Annotated in this window: 7 protein-coding genes; 5 read left to right on the top strand and 2 right to left on the bottom strand. The window is 64.3% G+C overall.

Going from position 1 to position 16,954, the window contains the following annotated elements:
* The first annotated feature begins 21 nt into the window (after positions 1 to 21).
* From LRH25_RS31470 to drt3b, 4 genes are all read left to right on the top strand, one after another.
* The gene (locus LRH25_RS31470; RefSeq protein WP_231013175.1) at positions 22 to 5,151 is read left to right on the top strand and encodes a S8 family serine peptidase; all 5,130 of its coding nucleotides are present in this window, start codon (positions 22 to 24) and stop codon (positions 5,149 to 5,151) included.
* Positions 5,152 to 5,336: 185 nt separating this feature from the next.
* The gene (locus LRH25_RS31475; RefSeq protein WP_141287765.1) at positions 5,337 to 5,660 is read left to right on the top strand and encodes a hypothetical protein; all 324 of its coding nucleotides are present in this window, start codon (positions 5,337 to 5,339) and stop codon (positions 5,658 to 5,660) included.
* Positions 5,661 to 5,942: 282 nt separating this feature from the next.
* Complete coding sequence (gene drt3a / locus LRH25_RS31480) at positions 5,943 to 7,289, top strand: antiviral reverse transcriptase Drt3a (RefSeq protein ID WP_170200865.1); 1,347 nt, start codon at positions 5,943 to 5,945, stop codon at positions 7,287 to 7,289.
* A 37-nt stretch (positions 7,290 to 7,326) separates the two neighbouring features.
* Positions 7,327 to 9,354, top strand: a complete 2,028-nt coding sequence (gene drt3b, locus LRH25_RS31485) for an antiviral reverse transcriptase Drt3b (RefSeq protein WP_211361387.1) — start codon at positions 7,327 to 7,329, stop codon at positions 9,352 to 9,354.
* A 415-nt stretch (positions 9,355 to 9,769) separates the two neighbouring features.
* Here the strand turns inward: drt3b and LRH25_RS31490 are convergent, their stop codons facing one another.
* Together LRH25_RS31490 and LRH25_RS31495 are read right to left on the bottom strand one after the other, a co-directional pair.
* Entirely contained in the window at positions 9,770 to 11,047 is a 1,278-nt protein-coding gene (locus tag LRH25_RS31490; protein WP_141287768.1) for a hypothetical protein, read from the bottom strand.
* 189 nt (positions 11,048 to 11,236) lie between these two features.
* Positions 11,237 to 13,726 carry a bifunctional diguanylate cyclase/phosphodiesterase gene (locus LRH25_RS31495; protein ID WP_141287769.1) on the bottom strand — a complete coding sequence of 830 codons (2,490 nt, stop codon included), beginning with the start codon at positions 13,724 to 13,726 and terminating at the stop codon, positions 11,237 to 11,239.
* Positions 13,727 to 13,989: 263 nt separating this feature from the next.
* Here LRH25_RS31495 and LRH25_RS31500 point away from each other — a divergent pair, with 263 nt between their 5' ends.
* Positions 13,990 to 16,827: an ATP-binding protein gene (locus LRH25_RS31500; protein ID WP_231013176.1), complete on the top strand. Its 2,838-nt coding sequence runs from the start codon at positions 13,990 to 13,992 to the stop codon at positions 16,825 to 16,827.
* Positions 16,828 to 16,954: the final 127 nt, after the last annotated feature.

The raw sequence follows: 16,954 nt of genomic DNA on the forward strand, positions 1-16,954 counted from the left end.
CGTCCAGAAGCAGAGGCTCCCATGGCCACGATCCAAGCCTTTGTGCGCTTCGACCCTGAGCGTGCGCCCGAGCAACGCAGCTTCCTCGACAGCCGCGTCAGCGTGTTGCGCGAGGCCGGCGGCCAATGCTGGGTCAGCCTGGACGAGGCGCAGGTGGCCACGCTGGTGGCGCAAGGCATGTCGGTGCAGCCCGCGCCCGAGGCCGAAGCCTTGCAGCTCGGCCCGCTGGCCTGGACCCCTGGCGGTGACGCGCCGGTACCGCCGGCCGCATTGAGTGCAGCCGTGCCCGCCGGCAATGCCCCGGCCTACTGGCTGGTGGTGTTTGTCGCCCCGGCCGACAAGAGCTGGTTGACCGAGCTGGCGCTGGCCGGCGCCGAGCCGGTGCAGACGCTGGCGGCGGCAGCCGGTGTCTGGCGCATGAGCGCCGCGGTGGCCGAAGCCGTGCGCGCGCTGCCCGAGGTGGCCTTTGCCGGCCTGTTCCACCCGGCCTATGTGCCCACGCTGGCGCTGGTCGGCGCCCAGGCGCCGCTGGACCTGGCCGGCTTTGCCGCGATGACGCTGGCGCTGCCGGCTTCGGTGCCCGAGGGCAACCTGCAGGTGCGCAGCTTCGACGGCGTGGACCCCGAGACGCTGCGCGCTGCGCTGGAGGCAGCCGGTGCTGCCATCGTCAGCCCGGCCCCGCAAGGCTTTGTGCTGCAGGTGGCGCCGGAGGCAGGGGCGGCGGTGCTGTCGGTGCCGGGTCTGTTCAGCGCCAGCCCGCCGTCCCTCGCGGCGGTGTGCAACCACAACGCTGGCGTGATCATTGGCGCCAACCAGGTGCGCGACCTGGGCACGGTCAACTTCCTGGTCAACCTCGACGGGCTGGGCGAGATTGGCGCGGTGGTCGACACCGGGTTCGACATCGGCGCCTTCGCGAGCACCACGCCGCCCGCCACCGCGGTGCTGACGAATTTCCACCCCGAACTGGCGGCCAACATCCGGCTGCTGGCCAACCACGGCGCGCCGCTGGTGGCCGGCGCCGTGCCTGACGAAAAACCGCACGGCACCCACGTGGCCGGCATCGTCGTGGGTGACGGCAGCCAGTCTGCAGGCCAGGCCCGCGGCATGGCGCCGCGCGCCGCGCTGGTGGGCCTGGGGCCGCTGGCCGCCGCAGTGCGCCCGGCCACGCAGGGCCAGCTGCCGCGAGACCCTCGCGTGCCCTTCGACTTCGCGGCGCAGAACGGCGCCTCGGTGATCAACAATTCCTGGGGTGCCTCCTTCAACACCGGCAACCAGAACCGCTACACCGACAACGAGACCCGCCCGGTCGACCGCTGGTGCTTCGACCACCCGGACGTGCTGGTGCTGTTCGCGGCCGGCAACGACGAGTCCGACACCGCGGCCGGTGGCGACGGCGTGCTGGATGCCAGCACGCTGAAGCTGGAGGCCACGGCGAAGAACGTGCTGACCATCGGCGCCTCCGAGAACCTGCGGGTGGACAGCGGATGGCGCGACGACTACCGCCGCTACTTCGGCCCGAAGTTCAACAACACCGCGTTCGACATCGCGGCCGGCACCGGCCTGAAGACCTTCGGCATGTCCGACAACGCCGACGAGATCGCGCTGTTCAGCGACCGCGGTCAGGTCCGCACGCCGGCACTGGTCAACACCTTGCGCGTCAAGCCCGACCTGGTCGCGCCCGGCACCAACATCCTGTCGGCCCGCTCGCAATGGGTGGCCCGGCCGCCGGCCCTGCCGCCGCCGCCTGCACCCGCCCCGCCTGCGCCCCCGCCGCCCCCTGCGGCCGGCGTGCCGCCGCCGGTGCCCTACAAAGGCCCGGTGTTCAACGACCCGTTCTACTTCCAGAACTTCGACACCATGCTGGCGGCCGGGCTGGACCGCAATCTCTACCAGGTCTTCCACGGCACCAGCATGGCCACGCCCATGGTCAGCGGCGCGGCGCTGCTGGTGCGCCAGTACTACCGCACCCGCCATGCGCAGATGCGCCGGCCGCTGCTGCTGGAGGGCGTGCCGCTGCCGGCCGCCCCTGCGCCGCCACCCGTCTTCGCCAGCCGGCCGTCGCTCGCCCCGCATCCGGACGGGCTGCTGTTCGCCTGGGCCACGCCGGCCCTGGCGGCCGATGCCAAGCGCATCGTCGCGCTGCGCGTGGGCCGCCACCAAGCGCCGGTGGACGCTGCGCCGGTGCTGCTGCAGGCAGCAGTGGGCGAGCACGCTGCGCTGCAGGTGGCCACGCTGGGCGAAAAGAGTTACCTGTTGCACCGGCATGCCGACGGCAAGCTGCGGCTCTCGTGCTACGACCGCAAGCTGGCACCGGTGGCCGCCTTTGGCAGTGCAGGCGTGGTGACGCTGGACCCGGCAGCCCGCAGCACCGACGCCGTGCCGCCAGCGCTGCTGGCGGTCAACAACCAGCTGGTCTGCGTGTGGCCGGTCAGCGCAGACAAGGGCGTGGTGTTCCAGCGCTTCAATGCCGACACGGGCGCCGCGGTGGACGCGGCAGCGGTCAGCTTGATGAACTGCGACGCCATCGGCCCGCAGCAGCCGCTGAGCTGGAACGGCAGCCGCTTTGCCTTTTGCAGCGTGCTCAACGACAGCAGCTTCCAGCTGCAGGTGAGGCAGTTCGGCACCAACGGCAAGGCCCTGGGCGCCAGCGCCTTCACGGTGCTGGACCAGGCCCAGGCCATCCGCGAGCCCAGCCTGGTGTGGGACGGGCGCAAGAACGAATACCTGCTGGTCTGGGTGGACGCGCGCAATGCCGCGGGCGGCGAACTGTGGCGGCAGCGGCTGGGCCCGCAGCTCGCCAAGCTGGGCATGCCGGAGCTGCTCATGTCCCTGCCGGCTGGCGTTCACCTGCGGCGCCCGCAGATCCTGCTGCACCCGGACGGCGGCTATCTGCTGACCTGGGAAGACGACAGCCAGGACACCCGCATCGACCTCTATCTGGCCACGCTGGACGCGAATGCCGTGCCCGATGGCCGCACCCCCATGGACGCGGCCTCCGGCCGGGCCGTGCTGCGGCTGACCGACTCGCCGGGCGACACCAACGGCCACGCCGTGCTGGCCGACGCGCAAGGCCATGTGCTGGTCTACCAGAACCCGGACGAGGTCAACGCCGATCGCATGGGCGTCTACGCGCTGAACCTCACCAAGGGCCAGGCCTTCGAGGCGCAGGAAGACCCGTCCACCCCGTGGCAGAAGAGCGGCCGTTATGTGACCACCACGCTGGCCGAACATGCGAATGCGTCGCTGCACCCGCTGTCTGCCGTGTGGACGGGGGCCAGCTGGGACTTCCTGCGGCTGGTGCCAGGCCCTGTCATCGGCGCGCGGCTGCAGTGGCTGCGGCTCACGGCCGATGGCCTGCCCGATGCGCGCCACGGCGTGGACGGCCTGCGCGAGCGGCCCTGGCCCTTCATTCCCACCGGCGCGGAGCTGCTGTGGAACGGCAATGACCGGCGCGTGGCGGTGGTCAACGACATGATTGCCGGCATCAGCGTCCACCTGGCCGACGCCGACGGCGTGCCGGTGCCCGGCTTCGGCGCGGCCGGCAGCGCGGCGCTGGCAGACACCGTGGCGCTGCACGACGGCACCACGCCGCAGCTCGGCATGCTCACGCCGCCAGCCTTTGGCGTGCTGGTGGCCTACGGCAGCCTGCAGGAAGGCGTGCTGCACCTGCGGCAGCAGCAGCTGGACGCCGCCGGCAAGGCGGTGGGCACGCCAGCCGAGCTGCTGAGCTGCGACGGCGTGGCCGCGCACCAGTGGTGGCAGTTCGCCAACAGCGAGGCCAAGGCCACCGCCATTTACCACCGCACCAGCGGTGCGAATGTGCAGGTGCTGAGCCGCCAGTTCGACGCCGCAGGGGTGGCGGCCGGCGCCGAGCAGCTGCTCAGCGCCACCACGGGCGAGGCCCGCAACGGCGTGGTGGCGCGCCGGCCCACCGATGCCAGCAACGCCAACCGCGAATACGCCGCGGCCTGGCAGTTCCGCGCCACTGCCGGCGCGAACTGGGAGATTCGCTTCAGCCGGCTGGACCGCAACGGGGTGCCCATGAGCAACCCGCCGATTCCTGGCGTGATGCAGTCCGTGAAGGACTTTGCCGTGGTCAATGCTGCGATGCCCGACTGGGGCGCCGGCCACGATGCCATCGAGCCGCAACTCGTCAGCACCTACACCCACGAAGCCTGGAGCGAGCCGCCGCCGGTGCTGCTCACGCCACCCGAGTGGAGCCCCAGCTGGGGCCTGGCCTGGATCGGCATCGAGCCCGACACCACGCGCCGGCTCTACTTCAGCGTGCTCGACGAAAACGGCCGGCGCGTCAACGTGCCGCAGCCGCCACCCAACCCCAGGCCGGCACTGCCTGCCTCCGGGCTCAGCGCGCCGGCACCGGCCGCCATCCTCGGCCTCAGCACCCCGGGCGCCAATGTGCGCGACCATCGCCTGGTCTGGAACGGCCGCGTCTTCCTGCTGACCTGGACCGAAGAGCAGGCCGGCAAGCTGCGTCACATGGCCACCCTGGTCAACCGCCACGCCACCCGCCTGGCCTACGACCTGCCCAGCGCCGCACTGCTGCGCGCCACGCTGGTCAACGGTGCCACCAACATCACGCCCGGCCCGCTGCCCGACACCGCCGCCGGCTACGGCTGGGGCCGCGTGAACCTGCGCCAAAGCCTGGCCCCCGCGCTGCCCGTCACCTTCCACGCCCGCGACGACTGCGCCCTCGGCCCCGGCCGCAGCGTGCGCTACCACTTCACGCTGCCGCCCGGCACCGCGCTGCTGCGCGTCACGCTGAACTGGACCGACCCCCCCGGCCCCCGCCTGGTCAACCACCTGCACCTCACCGTGCGCGCCCCTGGCGGCACCCCTGAATACCGGGGCAACCTCTGGGACACCACCGCCACCCGCACCCACCTCTCCCGCCCCGTCGCCACGCCCCCGGTCCCCGCAGACGCCCACGAAGACATCCAGACCTTCAAGCAGGTCGTGCTGGAGAACCCCGCCCAAGGCGACTACGAAGTCGAGGTCTCAGCAGACGCATTCCCGGCGGACCCGTTCAACCAACAGAACCTGCAGCCATTTGCGCTGGTGTTCCTGGGGACGGGGACGGAAGCGAAGTTTGCGCAGACGGTGGCGCAGGTGGTGGGGGCGGCGGTTTATTGAGGGCGGCGCTTTCGGACTGCTTCAGGCTGGCTGCTGCCGCTGGGTTTCTGCGGTCCGTTGACCGCTGTCGGTTGGGAAGCCGCCGGTGCCAATGGTAGCCAAGGTCAGGTTCAGGCAACAATGCGGAACTGACGCGGCCGGCCAGGAGCGGGCATTGCCAACGTGCAGCTTTGAGGAAATAGAAAATGGGATTGGACGCACAAGTCATTGCGATCGGGCCGTTTAACGCCGACATCGCTTCTGCGCTTGAATACGGCGAGAAGCGATATGCTGGGGTGCCACCCGGCGCCACTGTGGTGTCCACAGTTTTTCTAGCAGCGACGTCGGATGAAAGCGTCGCGCTCGCTGCGGCCTTTGGAGTTGGTGCCTTTGAGATGGGCAAGCACAAGCTCGATCCGAAAAATGCGGACATTGAAGCGCTTGCCTTGCAATTCGGAGAAGCCGATGCAGGCAACTTTAGACGACTAGCAAGTCGAGGGTTTGAGTTCTACTACATGCCGAACGGCTAGCGTCCGCAACGGGTCGGCAAAGTGAGCTCGCAGTCTCAAGAACCGGTCGCTCAGGCTTGGTCAGGCCGTACGTCAGCTCCCGGAGCTGTCTGCGAACTGGTAGTCCCGGCCAGGAACGGTCATCGGTGAATGTCTGCCATCAGGCAACATGCAACAGCACTGATCTTGTTTAGCCACGTTGCCGCGGCAGCTCACGTTCGAAATTCACTAAGATGTAGGATATTCAAGATCTGAATTGGCCACCAACATTCAGCCAATATTCATTTGTAAGACTAGTCAGTAATGCTTGACCAAATGTTCACGGCGGAGAACTTTCGTCGCATCTATGACGCCGAAAACCGCAAAGGCGCCGACTTGGCTACCCGCTACTTTCCGAGTCTCGAGCCGGTCACGCTCGCCGTGCGCGACAAGGTAAAAGACATTCGAGATCTACGGAAGGTGGCATCCAAACTGACAGCTGAAGATTTCGAGACACAGTTGCTTGCCTTGAAAGATGAACTAGTTACCTTAAAAGCAACCAAGTCATCCGCTGTTGACGTCTTGATGGGTGAAATTAGTCGGAAGGTCCACAAGTCAAGCTTCAAAATAGACCTCTCTCAAAAAACTGGGCCGAAAGGAAAGTCGGTTTTCTGCATCGACGCGGAGCCCGAAACCTTTTTTGTCATCAAGCAGCTTCAACGCAACATTCATTGTACCTACGACGTCAAGCAGGCTAACCGTCATGACTTGGTCTGCCAGCTTCGCGATATGCTAGGCAGCAAATTTCCTTTCGAGTTAGTCCGCACCGACATTTCGTCGTTTTATGAAAGCGTTGATCGTCAGCGGTTGATCGAAAAGCTCGATCGCGACCAGCTACTGAGCGCCGCGTCAAAAAAATACATTAAGCAAGTGCTGAACTCATACGGAAATATTTCTGGCAACGCGACCGGCATTCCACGAGGTGTTGGCGTTAGCGCATATTTGGCTGAGTTGTATCTAGGACCAGTAGACAAAGCGATCCAGAACCTCCCCGGTTTGACCCTATATTGCCGATTTGTAGATGACATCGTGGCTATGTTTGCACGACCACCAGTCGGTAAAGATCTTGGTTCGTTCAAAGACCAAATCATTGCTATTTTTGGAGAAAACGGGCTTACTTACAATGCAGCCAAAACCTCCGAATTCAAACTTGCCGATGCAGGGCCAAAAAAATTTGAGTATCTTGGTTATCGCTTCCTCGTTAGACCAGGAAAGGTAGAAATCAGCCCAAGCTCAGCGAAGATAATGAAATATCGTGCAAGGATGAATGCTGCATTTGCGGACTATTGGCGGGAGATGCCGGTAAGCCCGAAAGGTGCATATCGGAAGTTACACGCACGTGTGAGGTTCCTGACTGGCAATACCCGCCTTTCCAACAGCAAGTCATGCGCTGTGACCGGCATCTATTTCAATAATTCGATTGCGAACAATTTAGCGAGCCTCAAGCTCCTCGATAAGCGTCTCAAAACACGCATTGGTGAGCTAAAGCGGACCAGCCTTCAGAAGACACTGAAAAACCTCAAATTCACCACAGGTTTTGAGCAGCGCCGTTATCATAACTTCAGTACGCAAGAGCTTCAAGTGATCGTGGAGGCTTGGAAATATGTCTAAACGACGTGTCTTGCTAACCCACAGGAAGCAAAGGGCCGTGCTGACTGACATGCTGCCGTTCGAGGTGCCTCCAACTTTTTCCAATCGAGGCTATTTCCGATTTCTAAGAAACCACAGCGTTGAAATCGAAAAGGGTCAGTTGCGCTGGATTTGTGAAACAACAGATCTAGACCTGACATTGCGGATACTGTTCGGGATTGCCCCCAATACTCCTATCGCAACCGAAACTGTAACCGAATGGGGCAAGCACAAAACGCGCCGTTCAGTGCCCATTAGCAAATGTCGGATGGATACGGTCCCGTTCAATTTTCGGGTAGCTCACAATCTTGATGGACGCACCCTGAGTATAGTGCATCCGCGAAATCAGGTTGATGTGGCCAACTTCTATGTAACGCACAGCGCATTGATTACGTACTATACGTCCGTCAGCGATTTTTCGATTCGTCGCCCAGTGTCTGTGTCGCGATATGTTTATTACAAGGACAAGCTCCATGAAGAGCGCCTGGACTCGACAGCCGGGGTAGAAGAGGAAGGCCGTGAATATGAGCAGCTCGGCTCCTACTTCGTTTACAAGAAGTATCGAAACATACATCGATTTTTTGAATCTCACCAGTATCACAGTAGCGAAAAGAAATACGACGCGATGGTGCAGATCGACGTCAACAAATGCTTCGATAGCATTTACACTCATTCGCTGCCTTGGTCTGTACTAGGAAGGGATCAAACGAAATTCAGTTTGGAAGAATCGAAAGCTACTTTTGGAGGGCGGTTTGACGCCCTAATGCAAAATCTGAATCATAAAGAGACAAATGGTATTGTTATTGGTCCGGAGTTTTCTCGGATTTTTGCTGAAATCATTTTGCAATCGGTCGACGCCGAGCTCTGCAAAAAATTATTTGAAGGCGAGAATCTGACTCATAGGGTAGATTATGAAATATTTCGGTACGTGGACGATTTTTTTGTTTTTTACAACAAAGAGTCTACACGGATAAAGATATTTGAAACGCTTCAGGGAATTCTAAAATCCAAAAAACTGAGCATCAACACTGCAAAGATAAAGCAATATCAAAAGCCGATCATTACCGAAATCACAATCGCCAAAGAGCGGATCTCAACCCTTTTAAAAGATGAGATTGATCCAGTGTGTGAAGAGGAGGAACCAACACCGGATTCCCTCACAGCACCAAAGCGGAACCTGGTCTGCTCCATAAATACAAACCGCCTAATCACCAGATATAAGTCCGTCATCAAGGGGGCAGGTGTTACCTATGGTGATCTACTCAATTACACATTTGGAATAATTGAGAACAAGCTCGAAAAGCTTTGTAGAGCGTATGTCGAGTGCGACAAATCAGATCGTGATCGCAAGCGCCTCATTAAGGCCATGCTTGCGAGCATGGAGTATGTATTTTTCTGCTACTCTGCAAGCCCGAAAGTCAACCACACTATCCGCCTCTGCCGGATGGTTGCAACTTCGGTTGGCTTCCTGCATGCTCAAGGCCTTCCATACGAGTTGAAGCATTTGCTGTTTAAGTACATCCAAGAAAACGTGATGCAACAGCTCGAAAAGAACACAATGAGTAATCAAAGCGAGGTTGAAAGCCTATATTTACTCATTTCTCTATCGTATATCGGGCGTGAGTATTGGCTACCAGTCTCCGTCATTCTTCGGCATTTTTTGATCACGGAAGAAGCAGGTACGGGAAATTATGTTCGCCCAGGTTTCATGAGCCACTTTTCAATCACGGTCCTTCTTTCTTACATTAAAGACAAGGTTCGTTACGTGAGGTTGAAGACCTTCTTGGAAGCACACATCATTGCCAAGCTTGAACATATGGAGGCCTATCGCAACAGTGATACCGAGGCGCTGATCTTGCTGCTCGATCTCGTGATCTGCCCTTATATCAGTTTCGCTACCAAAACTCGCATTGGACAAATTTTTGATTTGGATGCAGTAGGGCTCTCGTCTATCCAATCCTCCAACGACCACTGGTTCACGGCCTGGGGAGATAGGTTCGATCTCGGGAAAGAGCTGGACGCGAAGCGCAGTCGTGAGGTATATTGATTGCGGCGCCCCGCTTTACCCGAATGGCTGTTGGCAGCCCACACACAAGCGCCATCTCTTCCCCTATATCAATTGGGGGAAGAGTAGTGAGACGGTAGGAGTGGGCCGTCTTACCCCCCGTCAGCACTGCATACGACATGATCGAACGCAGCTATGGGTCGAGAGCACCTGTTCGCCGCCGGTGGCAGCAGACATTCGATCAATGCTTGACTCGGGGGCTTTGCGGCTTGGACGGCCGCTGTGCGCTCCGCACCGGACGTTGGTGTCGCCGGCAGGGGCTCAACTTAGTGGCTGGTTCGTGGCCGGCAGCGTGCCCCCGATCCCCAGCAGCCAATGGCAGCACCCGCTGCGAAGCGGTCATGTCGGTAGCCCTGCAAAATTCAGGTAAACGTTCGGAGCGCGAAAGGTGGCGCCTTCAGGGCCCCGCCGCCAGCTTCAGCTGAACAGGCGCCGCGGCAGCGGTCTGGTTGAAGTTGCTGTCGTAATCCGTGGCGTTGAGGGCCACGCTGGCGGTGCCGGGCTTGAATGCGTTCGGGACGATGGCGTCGATGGTGCCGTTGCCCTTGCCGCCAGCGCATGGCACGGTGCCGCTGCCCGAGCCTTGTGCCGCGCCCTGCGTGATCGTGAAGCTGACGCCGACCGATGGGATGGACGTGCTGCAACTCAGGTTCACGCCGACGACGACATGGGTCACCTTTTCGTAGAACGGATCCACCCAGACCCAGCGGTGATAGAGCTTGTCGGTCCTGGCCGCGGAGACGCTGCCCGTGGTGACGGGCGGTGACGGGCGCAGCGCCAGCGAGGCGTAGACATCGGCCGTGTTCTCGGCGCCGCCGGACGCGAACTCGAACAGGTAGGTCACGCCCGGCTGTGCCGAGAAGCGGGTTGCGCCGGGCTTGGACTTGCCAGGGGTGAAGCTGTTGGCCACCAGCGTCGGCTGGTCCAGCGTGCCGGTCATGACCTGCACGACCGGCGACACGTAGGCGCTGGTGAACAGCACGTCCAGGTCCTGCTGGGCCGTGGCGGTGAAGCTGTACCACAGCGTGTCGCCATAGGGGTAGCAGAAAGTGACGCCGTTGTCGGTGTAGCAGGGCGTGAAGGGGTCGTACGAACTGTCGCCTTGCGCCGCACCGACATCGCCGTTCGTGCTCCATGGCACGCCGGGAATCGCTTCCGCGAACCAGAAGAGGTCATTGGCCGGCGGCACCGCGCTCCACGGATTCACGTAGGCATGCGGATTGACGTTCAGGTTCAGCGTGGTCTCGCCGTTCGCAACCGGGGAATAGACCTCGAAGTAATAGGCCGTGCCTGCCGTGGCGTAGAACTCGACTTCGTGCGCATCCGGATGGCATTGCACCGCCGATAGCGCGCCCGGCGCGCCGCCCCACACCGCCATGCGCGGGCGCAGCGGGGTGGAACCGGTGGTCGCTGAAACGCGTGCCTGGATGAACTGATCGACGGGCGAGGTGTAGCGGTACCAGACGCTCTGGTAGGGCGTGGTGCCGCAGGAAGGATCTGTGGCCGACTGCGTGGCGCCCGTCATCAGGACGGTTGCGGCCGTGCCGCCTGCGGCAATGACGATGGCCTGGGCAATGTCGTCATTGGCCGGCGCGGCCCATGCAATCGCCGGAACCGTGGTGGCTGCTGCCGTCAGCAGTGCAGCAAGCATGCGTCGAATGTTCGGCTGAAACATCAAGGCTCTCCTCGTCTGGCTGCCTGGACGGCATGCGTTGCACGCGGAGATTTTGAGGCCTTGGCAGCCGGCGCAGTTGGCACGAAAGCGGGACAGGCCGTGGCAGTGCGACGAGAAGCGGGTGTTTGCGACGCCCGCAACGGGCTCTCACCTGCGAGCTTCTGATGGACCTGCCACGCTGGTGTGCGCTCAATTGGCCGCTGGCGACGCAGGCACGTCCTGCAGGCGGAACCACGCGGCAAAAGCCTGGGCCACCACCGGCCGGCTCAGCAGGTAGCCTTGCAGTTCGTCGCAGCCGTGCGCGTGCAGGAAGTCGAGCTGCGCCTGTGTCTCGACCCCTTCGGCAACGACCTTCATGCCCAGGCCGTGGCCGAGCGCGATCACGGCTTTGGCGATCGCACTGTCCTCGGAGTCATTGGGGGTGTCCTTGACGAATGAGCGATCGATCTTGAGCGTGTCCACGTTGAAGCGCTTGAGGTAGCGCAACGACGATTGGCCGGTGCCGAAGTCGTCGATCGCGATGCCAACGCCCATGCGGCCGAGCTCGGCCATCGTGCGCGAGACCACCTCCGAGTCGTCGATGAGCATGCTCTCGGTGAGCTCGACTTCCAGCAGTTGCGGTGCCAGGCCGGTTTCGCGCAGCACGCCTGCGATCTGCTGGACCAGTTCAGGGTGCCTGAATTGCCTGGCCGAAACGTTCACCGCAACCTGCAGCGGGCGCATGCCCGCACGCTGCCACTTCATCATCTGTCCACAGGCTTCGCGGAAAACCCAGGCGCCCACCGGCACGATCAGGCCGGTCTCTTCGAGGATGGCAATGAAACGGTCGGGTGCGACCAGCGCCTGGCCTGCCGGCTTCCATCGCAGCAGTGCCTCGACACCGATGACCTGGCCTGTCCGGATGTTGGCCTTGGGCTGGTAGTGGAGCTGGAACTCGCCGCGTTCCAGCGCCTGCCGCAGTTGGACTTCGAGCGCGTGGCGTTCGGTGGCGGCCCGATTCATCTTCTCCTCGAAGAAGCAGAAGGTGTCGCGCCCAAGCTCCTTGGACCGGTACATCGCCATGTCGGCCTGCTTGATCAGACCATCGAGGTCCACGCCTGAATCACTGTTCAGCGTGATGCCGATGCTTGCCGTGACGAAGAGTTCATGTGCACCGACCTTGATCGGTCGCGCCAGCGCGTGCAGGATTCGCCTGGCGATGGCCGCTGCTTCGCCGGCGTTCACGCCCTCGGTCAGGATCATGAACTCGTCGCCACCCAGCCGAAAGACTTCGTCTGCCGCCGCAGCCTGGCCACTGCGCGCGATCGAGTCGCTGTCGCGCAGGCAGTCCGCCAGCACGTCGGAAATGGCCACCAGCAATTGGTCGCCAACTTCATGGCCCAGGCTGTCGTTGATGACCTTGAAACGGTCGATGTCCAGAAACATCAAAGCCAGTCGCTTGGATGAACGGCGCGAGCGCCTGATGGCTTGCTGGAGGCGGTCACGAAACAGCGTTCGGTTCGGCAGGCCGGTCAGGCCGTCGAAGTTGGCCAGGCGGGTCAGCTGCTTCTCGTTCGTCTCGCGCTCCGAGATTTCGCGGCTGTGCGCTTCGCGCAGGTGTTCGGTGAGCTCGGAGATCGCCGAGCGCTGCCGGCCCAGGGAGTTGGCCATGCTGTCGAGCGCGGACATCAGCCCACCCAGCTCGCCGCGTGGATAGGGCGGGGCGATGCGCGCGTTCAGGTCGCCCGCACCCAGGTTGCGAACCATCGACGTGATGCGCACCACGGGGCGCCGGATTCCCCATTCCGCCAGCGACCAGACCCCTGCAAACAACAGCAGCGCTGCCCCGATCAGGACGACCAGACCTTCGCGAAGGTGTCGTCTCGAACTTGCCACCAGCACCTGGTGAGGCTGGCCCAGCAGGACGCGCAGGCCCGCAGCCCGCATCGCCGGAGAGTCCGCCACGGCCCAAACGTGACGCAGGCCGTCGACGCCAATGATTTCACCCATGCCGCCGGACTGTGCGAGGGCGAAGAGGGGACTGCCCGCCATCGACGCGCCGGGTGTGTGCAGAACTTCCTTGCCGCCCACCGAGGCCAGCACGGTGCCTTTGTCGTCCAGCAGCAGCAGCTCGGCCGCCTCCAGAAGAGACTGCCGTCGTGCGTCTTCGGCGAAGCTCTGCAGGTTCAAGGAGGCCACCAACATGTAGCGAAGTGCACCGTCGTCGGCCCGGGCCGGATACACGACCTGCAGCACTGCAGTGCCCGTGAGGCGACCGAATGCGGGCTCGGTCGAGACGCCGGTTGCGCCGGCCAGCACACGCTTCACATAGTTTCGGTCGGACAGGTTGACCACACGTCCGCTCTGCAAGGAGTCGCAATGCAGTTGCCCGTCGGGCAGTACCGTCACGATGCCGGTGTATTGGGGGTAAGTCTCGCGCACCGCCGAGAGATGGGCGGAGCACAGAACGCGGTCCGCGCTGTCGAGAAGTTGAGAGTGCGCCAGACCGTAGTGCAGCTGCGCAGTGCCCTGAACGCGCTGATCGAGCGCCGCCGCCACGTTGTTGGACGAAAGGGCCAGGTTGCTGACCGCGTCGGCGATCTCGGCTTCGTTCTCCTTCAGGAAGCGCCAGCCGAGAAGCGAAGCCGGCAGCAGCGTGGCCAGCAATACCAGGCACAGAAGGCGGGAACGCAGGCTCATCGCGGCAGCTCTGCAGGTGGATCGACGGGAAGGCAGGACAGCCCCCGCTGCGCATCGCCGTGGCGCGCAGCGCTGGGTTCATCGGCATCGTGCTGAACGACGTACATCCGCTTTTTTCGGCGAGACGCGACAAGACTTGAGCGGCTGCCATGCGCAGCCGCGGCCGCTGCTCGCCAGCCCCCCGCCTCTGCGCGTACATTTACCCCTCTCCCCCGAGGCGTTTGCGCCTCCCCCAATGGGCTCACCCACGAGGAATGTTGTCGATGGATGCGCGTGGAGTCTTGCCGGCGCTGGCCTTCGGCCCTTTTGTGCTTGACCGCTCTCACAAGCAGTTGCTGGAAGCCGGCAGGCCACTGCACCTTGGCGGCAGGGCTTTTGACCTGCTGGCGGCGTTGACCGAGCGGCCCGGGGAAGTGCTCAGCCGGCAGGCGCTCGAAGCCAGGGTCTGGCCGCACACCATCGTCGAGGAGACCAGCCTGCGCGTGCACATCTCGGCCCTGCGCAAGATCCTCGGCGACGGCGTGGCCGGCGCGCGCTACATCGCCAACGTGCCCGGCCGCGGCTACAGCTTCGTGGTCCCGGTGACGGTGCTGGCCCCGGCGCCCGAGGCCGCGGTGCCGGCCCTCGCGGCCGCTGCGGCTGTCACGCCGGCGAACCCGCCGCGGCGCACGCACAACCTGCCGGCCCGGTTGAACCACACGATCGGCCGCTCTGCCGTCACCCAGGCGCTTGGCGAGCGCTTGCTCACGCGGCGCCTGGTGTCCATCGTCGGCCCGGGCGGCATGGGCAAGACCACGGTGGCGCTGGACGTTGCCGAGGCGCAGCTGGGCCACCACCCGGATGGCGTGTGGTTCGTCGACCTGGCGCCGCTGTCGGACCCGGCGCGCGTGCCGCTGGCGCTGGCCCTGGCGCTGCAGATCTCCGTGTGCGCCCGGGATCCCTGGGAAGCCTTGCTGGGGCCGCTGGGCAACAGCCGCATGCTGATCGTGCTGGACAACTGCGAGCATGTGATCGAGGCCGCCGCGCGCCTGGCCGAGCGTGTGCTGCGGGCAGCGCCGGGCGTGCACATCCTCGCCACCAGCCGCGAGGCGCTGGAGGCCGAAGGCGAATGGGTGCATCGCCTGTCGGCGCTGGAGGCGCCGGTGCCGGAGGACGCGACGGATGTCGCGCAATGCCGGGCCTTCCCGGCGGTGCAGCTCTTCGCCGAGCGCGCCGGCGCCAACTCGGACGGCTTTGCGCTGACCGAGGCCAACCTCGGTGTCGTCTGCCACCTCTGCCGGCAGCTGGACGGCATGCCGCTGGCCATCGAGCTGGCCGCGGGCCGCATCGACACCCTGGGGCTGCAAGGCCTCGCGGCTCGGCTCGACGAGATGTTCGCACTGCTCACGCGCGGGCGCCGCACCGCGCTGCCGCGCCATGTCACGCTGCAGGCCTTGCTGGATTGGAGCCATGCACTGTTGACCGAGGTCGAGCGTGTCGTGCTGCGCCGCCTGTCGGTCTTCCGCTCGAGCTTCACGCTCGAATCGGCAACCGCGGTGCTGGCCAGCGAGGACCTGCCGGCGACGGCGGTCGTTGAAGGCGTGATCGGCCTGGCCGCCAAGTCGCTGGTGGCCGTCGACGTCAGCGGCGAGGCGGTGCTGCATCGCCTGCTCTACACGACGCGCACCTATGCAGCCGACAAGCTGCAGCGCAGCGGCGAGGCCGGGCAGATCGCCGCCGCCCATGCCAGGCACTTCGAGGACCTGCTGACGCGCACGCTGCGGGACCGCGACATGCTGCCCATCGCCGAATGGCTGCAGCGCCACGGCCGGATGATGGACGACGTGCGTGCGGGCCTGGACTGGGCCTTCTCGCCGCAAGGGGACACGCTGCAGGGCGTGCGGCTGACGGCCGCGGCGCTGGACCTGGTCTACGAGCTGGGCCTGCTGGATGAATACCGCAGCCGCGTGGACACCGCGATGGAGGCGGTGGCTTCGCTGCAGCCGCCGCAGGCCGGCCTGGAGCTGCGGCTGCGCGCCGCCCGCAACTTCCTGCACACGCAGACCACAGGGCGCGACTATTCGCGTGGCGCGAACTTCGCGCGCACGCTGGAACTCGCCGACCAGCTCGATTCGGTGCCGCAACGCATCGAGGCCATGTTCAGCCTGTGCGCCAACGCGTTTGGTACGGGTGACTACCGCGACGTGGCGGAAGTCGCCATGCGCATCAAGCAGCACGCGCCCGATCCGAACGAGCCGGTGGCCGTGCTGCTGTCGGACCGCTTCCTGGCGCTGAGCTACCACTACCTCGGCCGGCACGAGGAGGCCCGCCCGCTGGTGGACCGGGTGCTGCACTATCCGGCGGGCAACGCCTACCGCGAATACATCGGCCACATCCCGAAGACGGTCTCGATGGGCATCCTGATGGCGCGCACGCTGTGGCTGCAGGGCGCCTGCGACCAGGCCGTGGCGGTGGCCGCGCTGGCCGAGGCCGAGGCCGAAGGCGTCAACCCCCTGGCCTTGAGCCAGGCGCTCGCGATGGGCTCTCTCCCGATCGCCCTGTGGCGCGGCGAGAACGAGCGCGCCGGCGCGCTGCTGGACCGGCTGCAGGCGCATGCCACGCGGCATTCGCAGGGCTACTGGCAGTCCTGGGCGCGCAGCTACCGGCAGGTGCTGGACGCGCGTGTCAACGGCGTCGCGCCGGGCCTGGGCCTGGCGTTGTCGCCCGTCGAGATGCTGTCCGGCCCGGCCGAGCTGGACATGCTGGGCACCCTGGCCGTGGGTGCCGTGTCGCCGCTGGGCGTCGAGCGGGTCGATGGCGGCATGGTGGGCTGGTGCGGCCCTGAGATCCTGCGCGCCGACGCCGAGAACGCCTTGCGCGACGGGACGCAGGCCGTGGCCGCCGCTGAAGCCACTTTCATGCGCTCGCTGGCAATGGCCCGCGCGCAGAACGCGCTCTCATGGGAGCTGCGCACCGCCACCAGCCTGGCCCGCCTGTGGCGCGACCAGGGCCGGCGCAAGGAGGCCAGCAGCCTGCTCACTGGCGTCTACGGCCGCTTCGAAGAGGGCCTGGCGACAGCCGACCTGGTGGCCGCGCGGGCGCTGGTCGACGAACTGAACTGAGCTGCCCGCCCCGCGCCCGGATCCGCAGATTTCACACCAATTCACGCGGCGCTGGCCGCGACTCGATCATCATTCCCCAGGGGCCGCGCAGGTGCGCGCCCGGCACAGGACAGGGGAGTTTCGATGG

The organism is Ideonella azotifigens (assembly GCF_021043325.1).
Classification (GTDB): domain Bacteria; phylum Pseudomonadota; class Gammaproteobacteria; order Burkholderiales; family Burkholderiaceae_C; genus Ideonella; species Ideonella azotifigens.

Coding starts and splice junctions, on each gene's coding strand:
- LRH25_RS31470 (WP_231013175.1), top strand. CDS start 22: ATGGCCACGATCCAAGCCTTTGTGCGCTTCGACCCTGAGCGTGCGCCC.
- LRH25_RS31475 (WP_141287765.1), top strand. CDS start 5,337: ATGGGATTGGACGCACAAGTCATTGCGATCGGGCCGTTTAACGCCGAC.
- drt3a (WP_170200865.1), top strand. CDS start 5,943: ATGCTTGACCAAATGTTCACGGCGGAGAACTTTCGTCGCATCTATGAC.
- LRH25_RS31490 (WP_141287768.1), bottom strand. CDS start 11,047: ATGTTTCAGCCGAACATTCGACGCATGCTTGCTGCACTGCTGACGGCA.
- LRH25_RS31495 (WP_141287769.1), bottom strand. CDS start 13,726: ATGAGCCTGCGTTCCCGCCTTCTGTGCCTGGTATTGCTGGCCACGCTG.
- LRH25_RS31500 (WP_231013176.1), top strand. CDS start 13,990: ATGGATGCGCGTGGAGTCTTGCCGGCGCTGGCCTTCGGCCCTTTTGTG.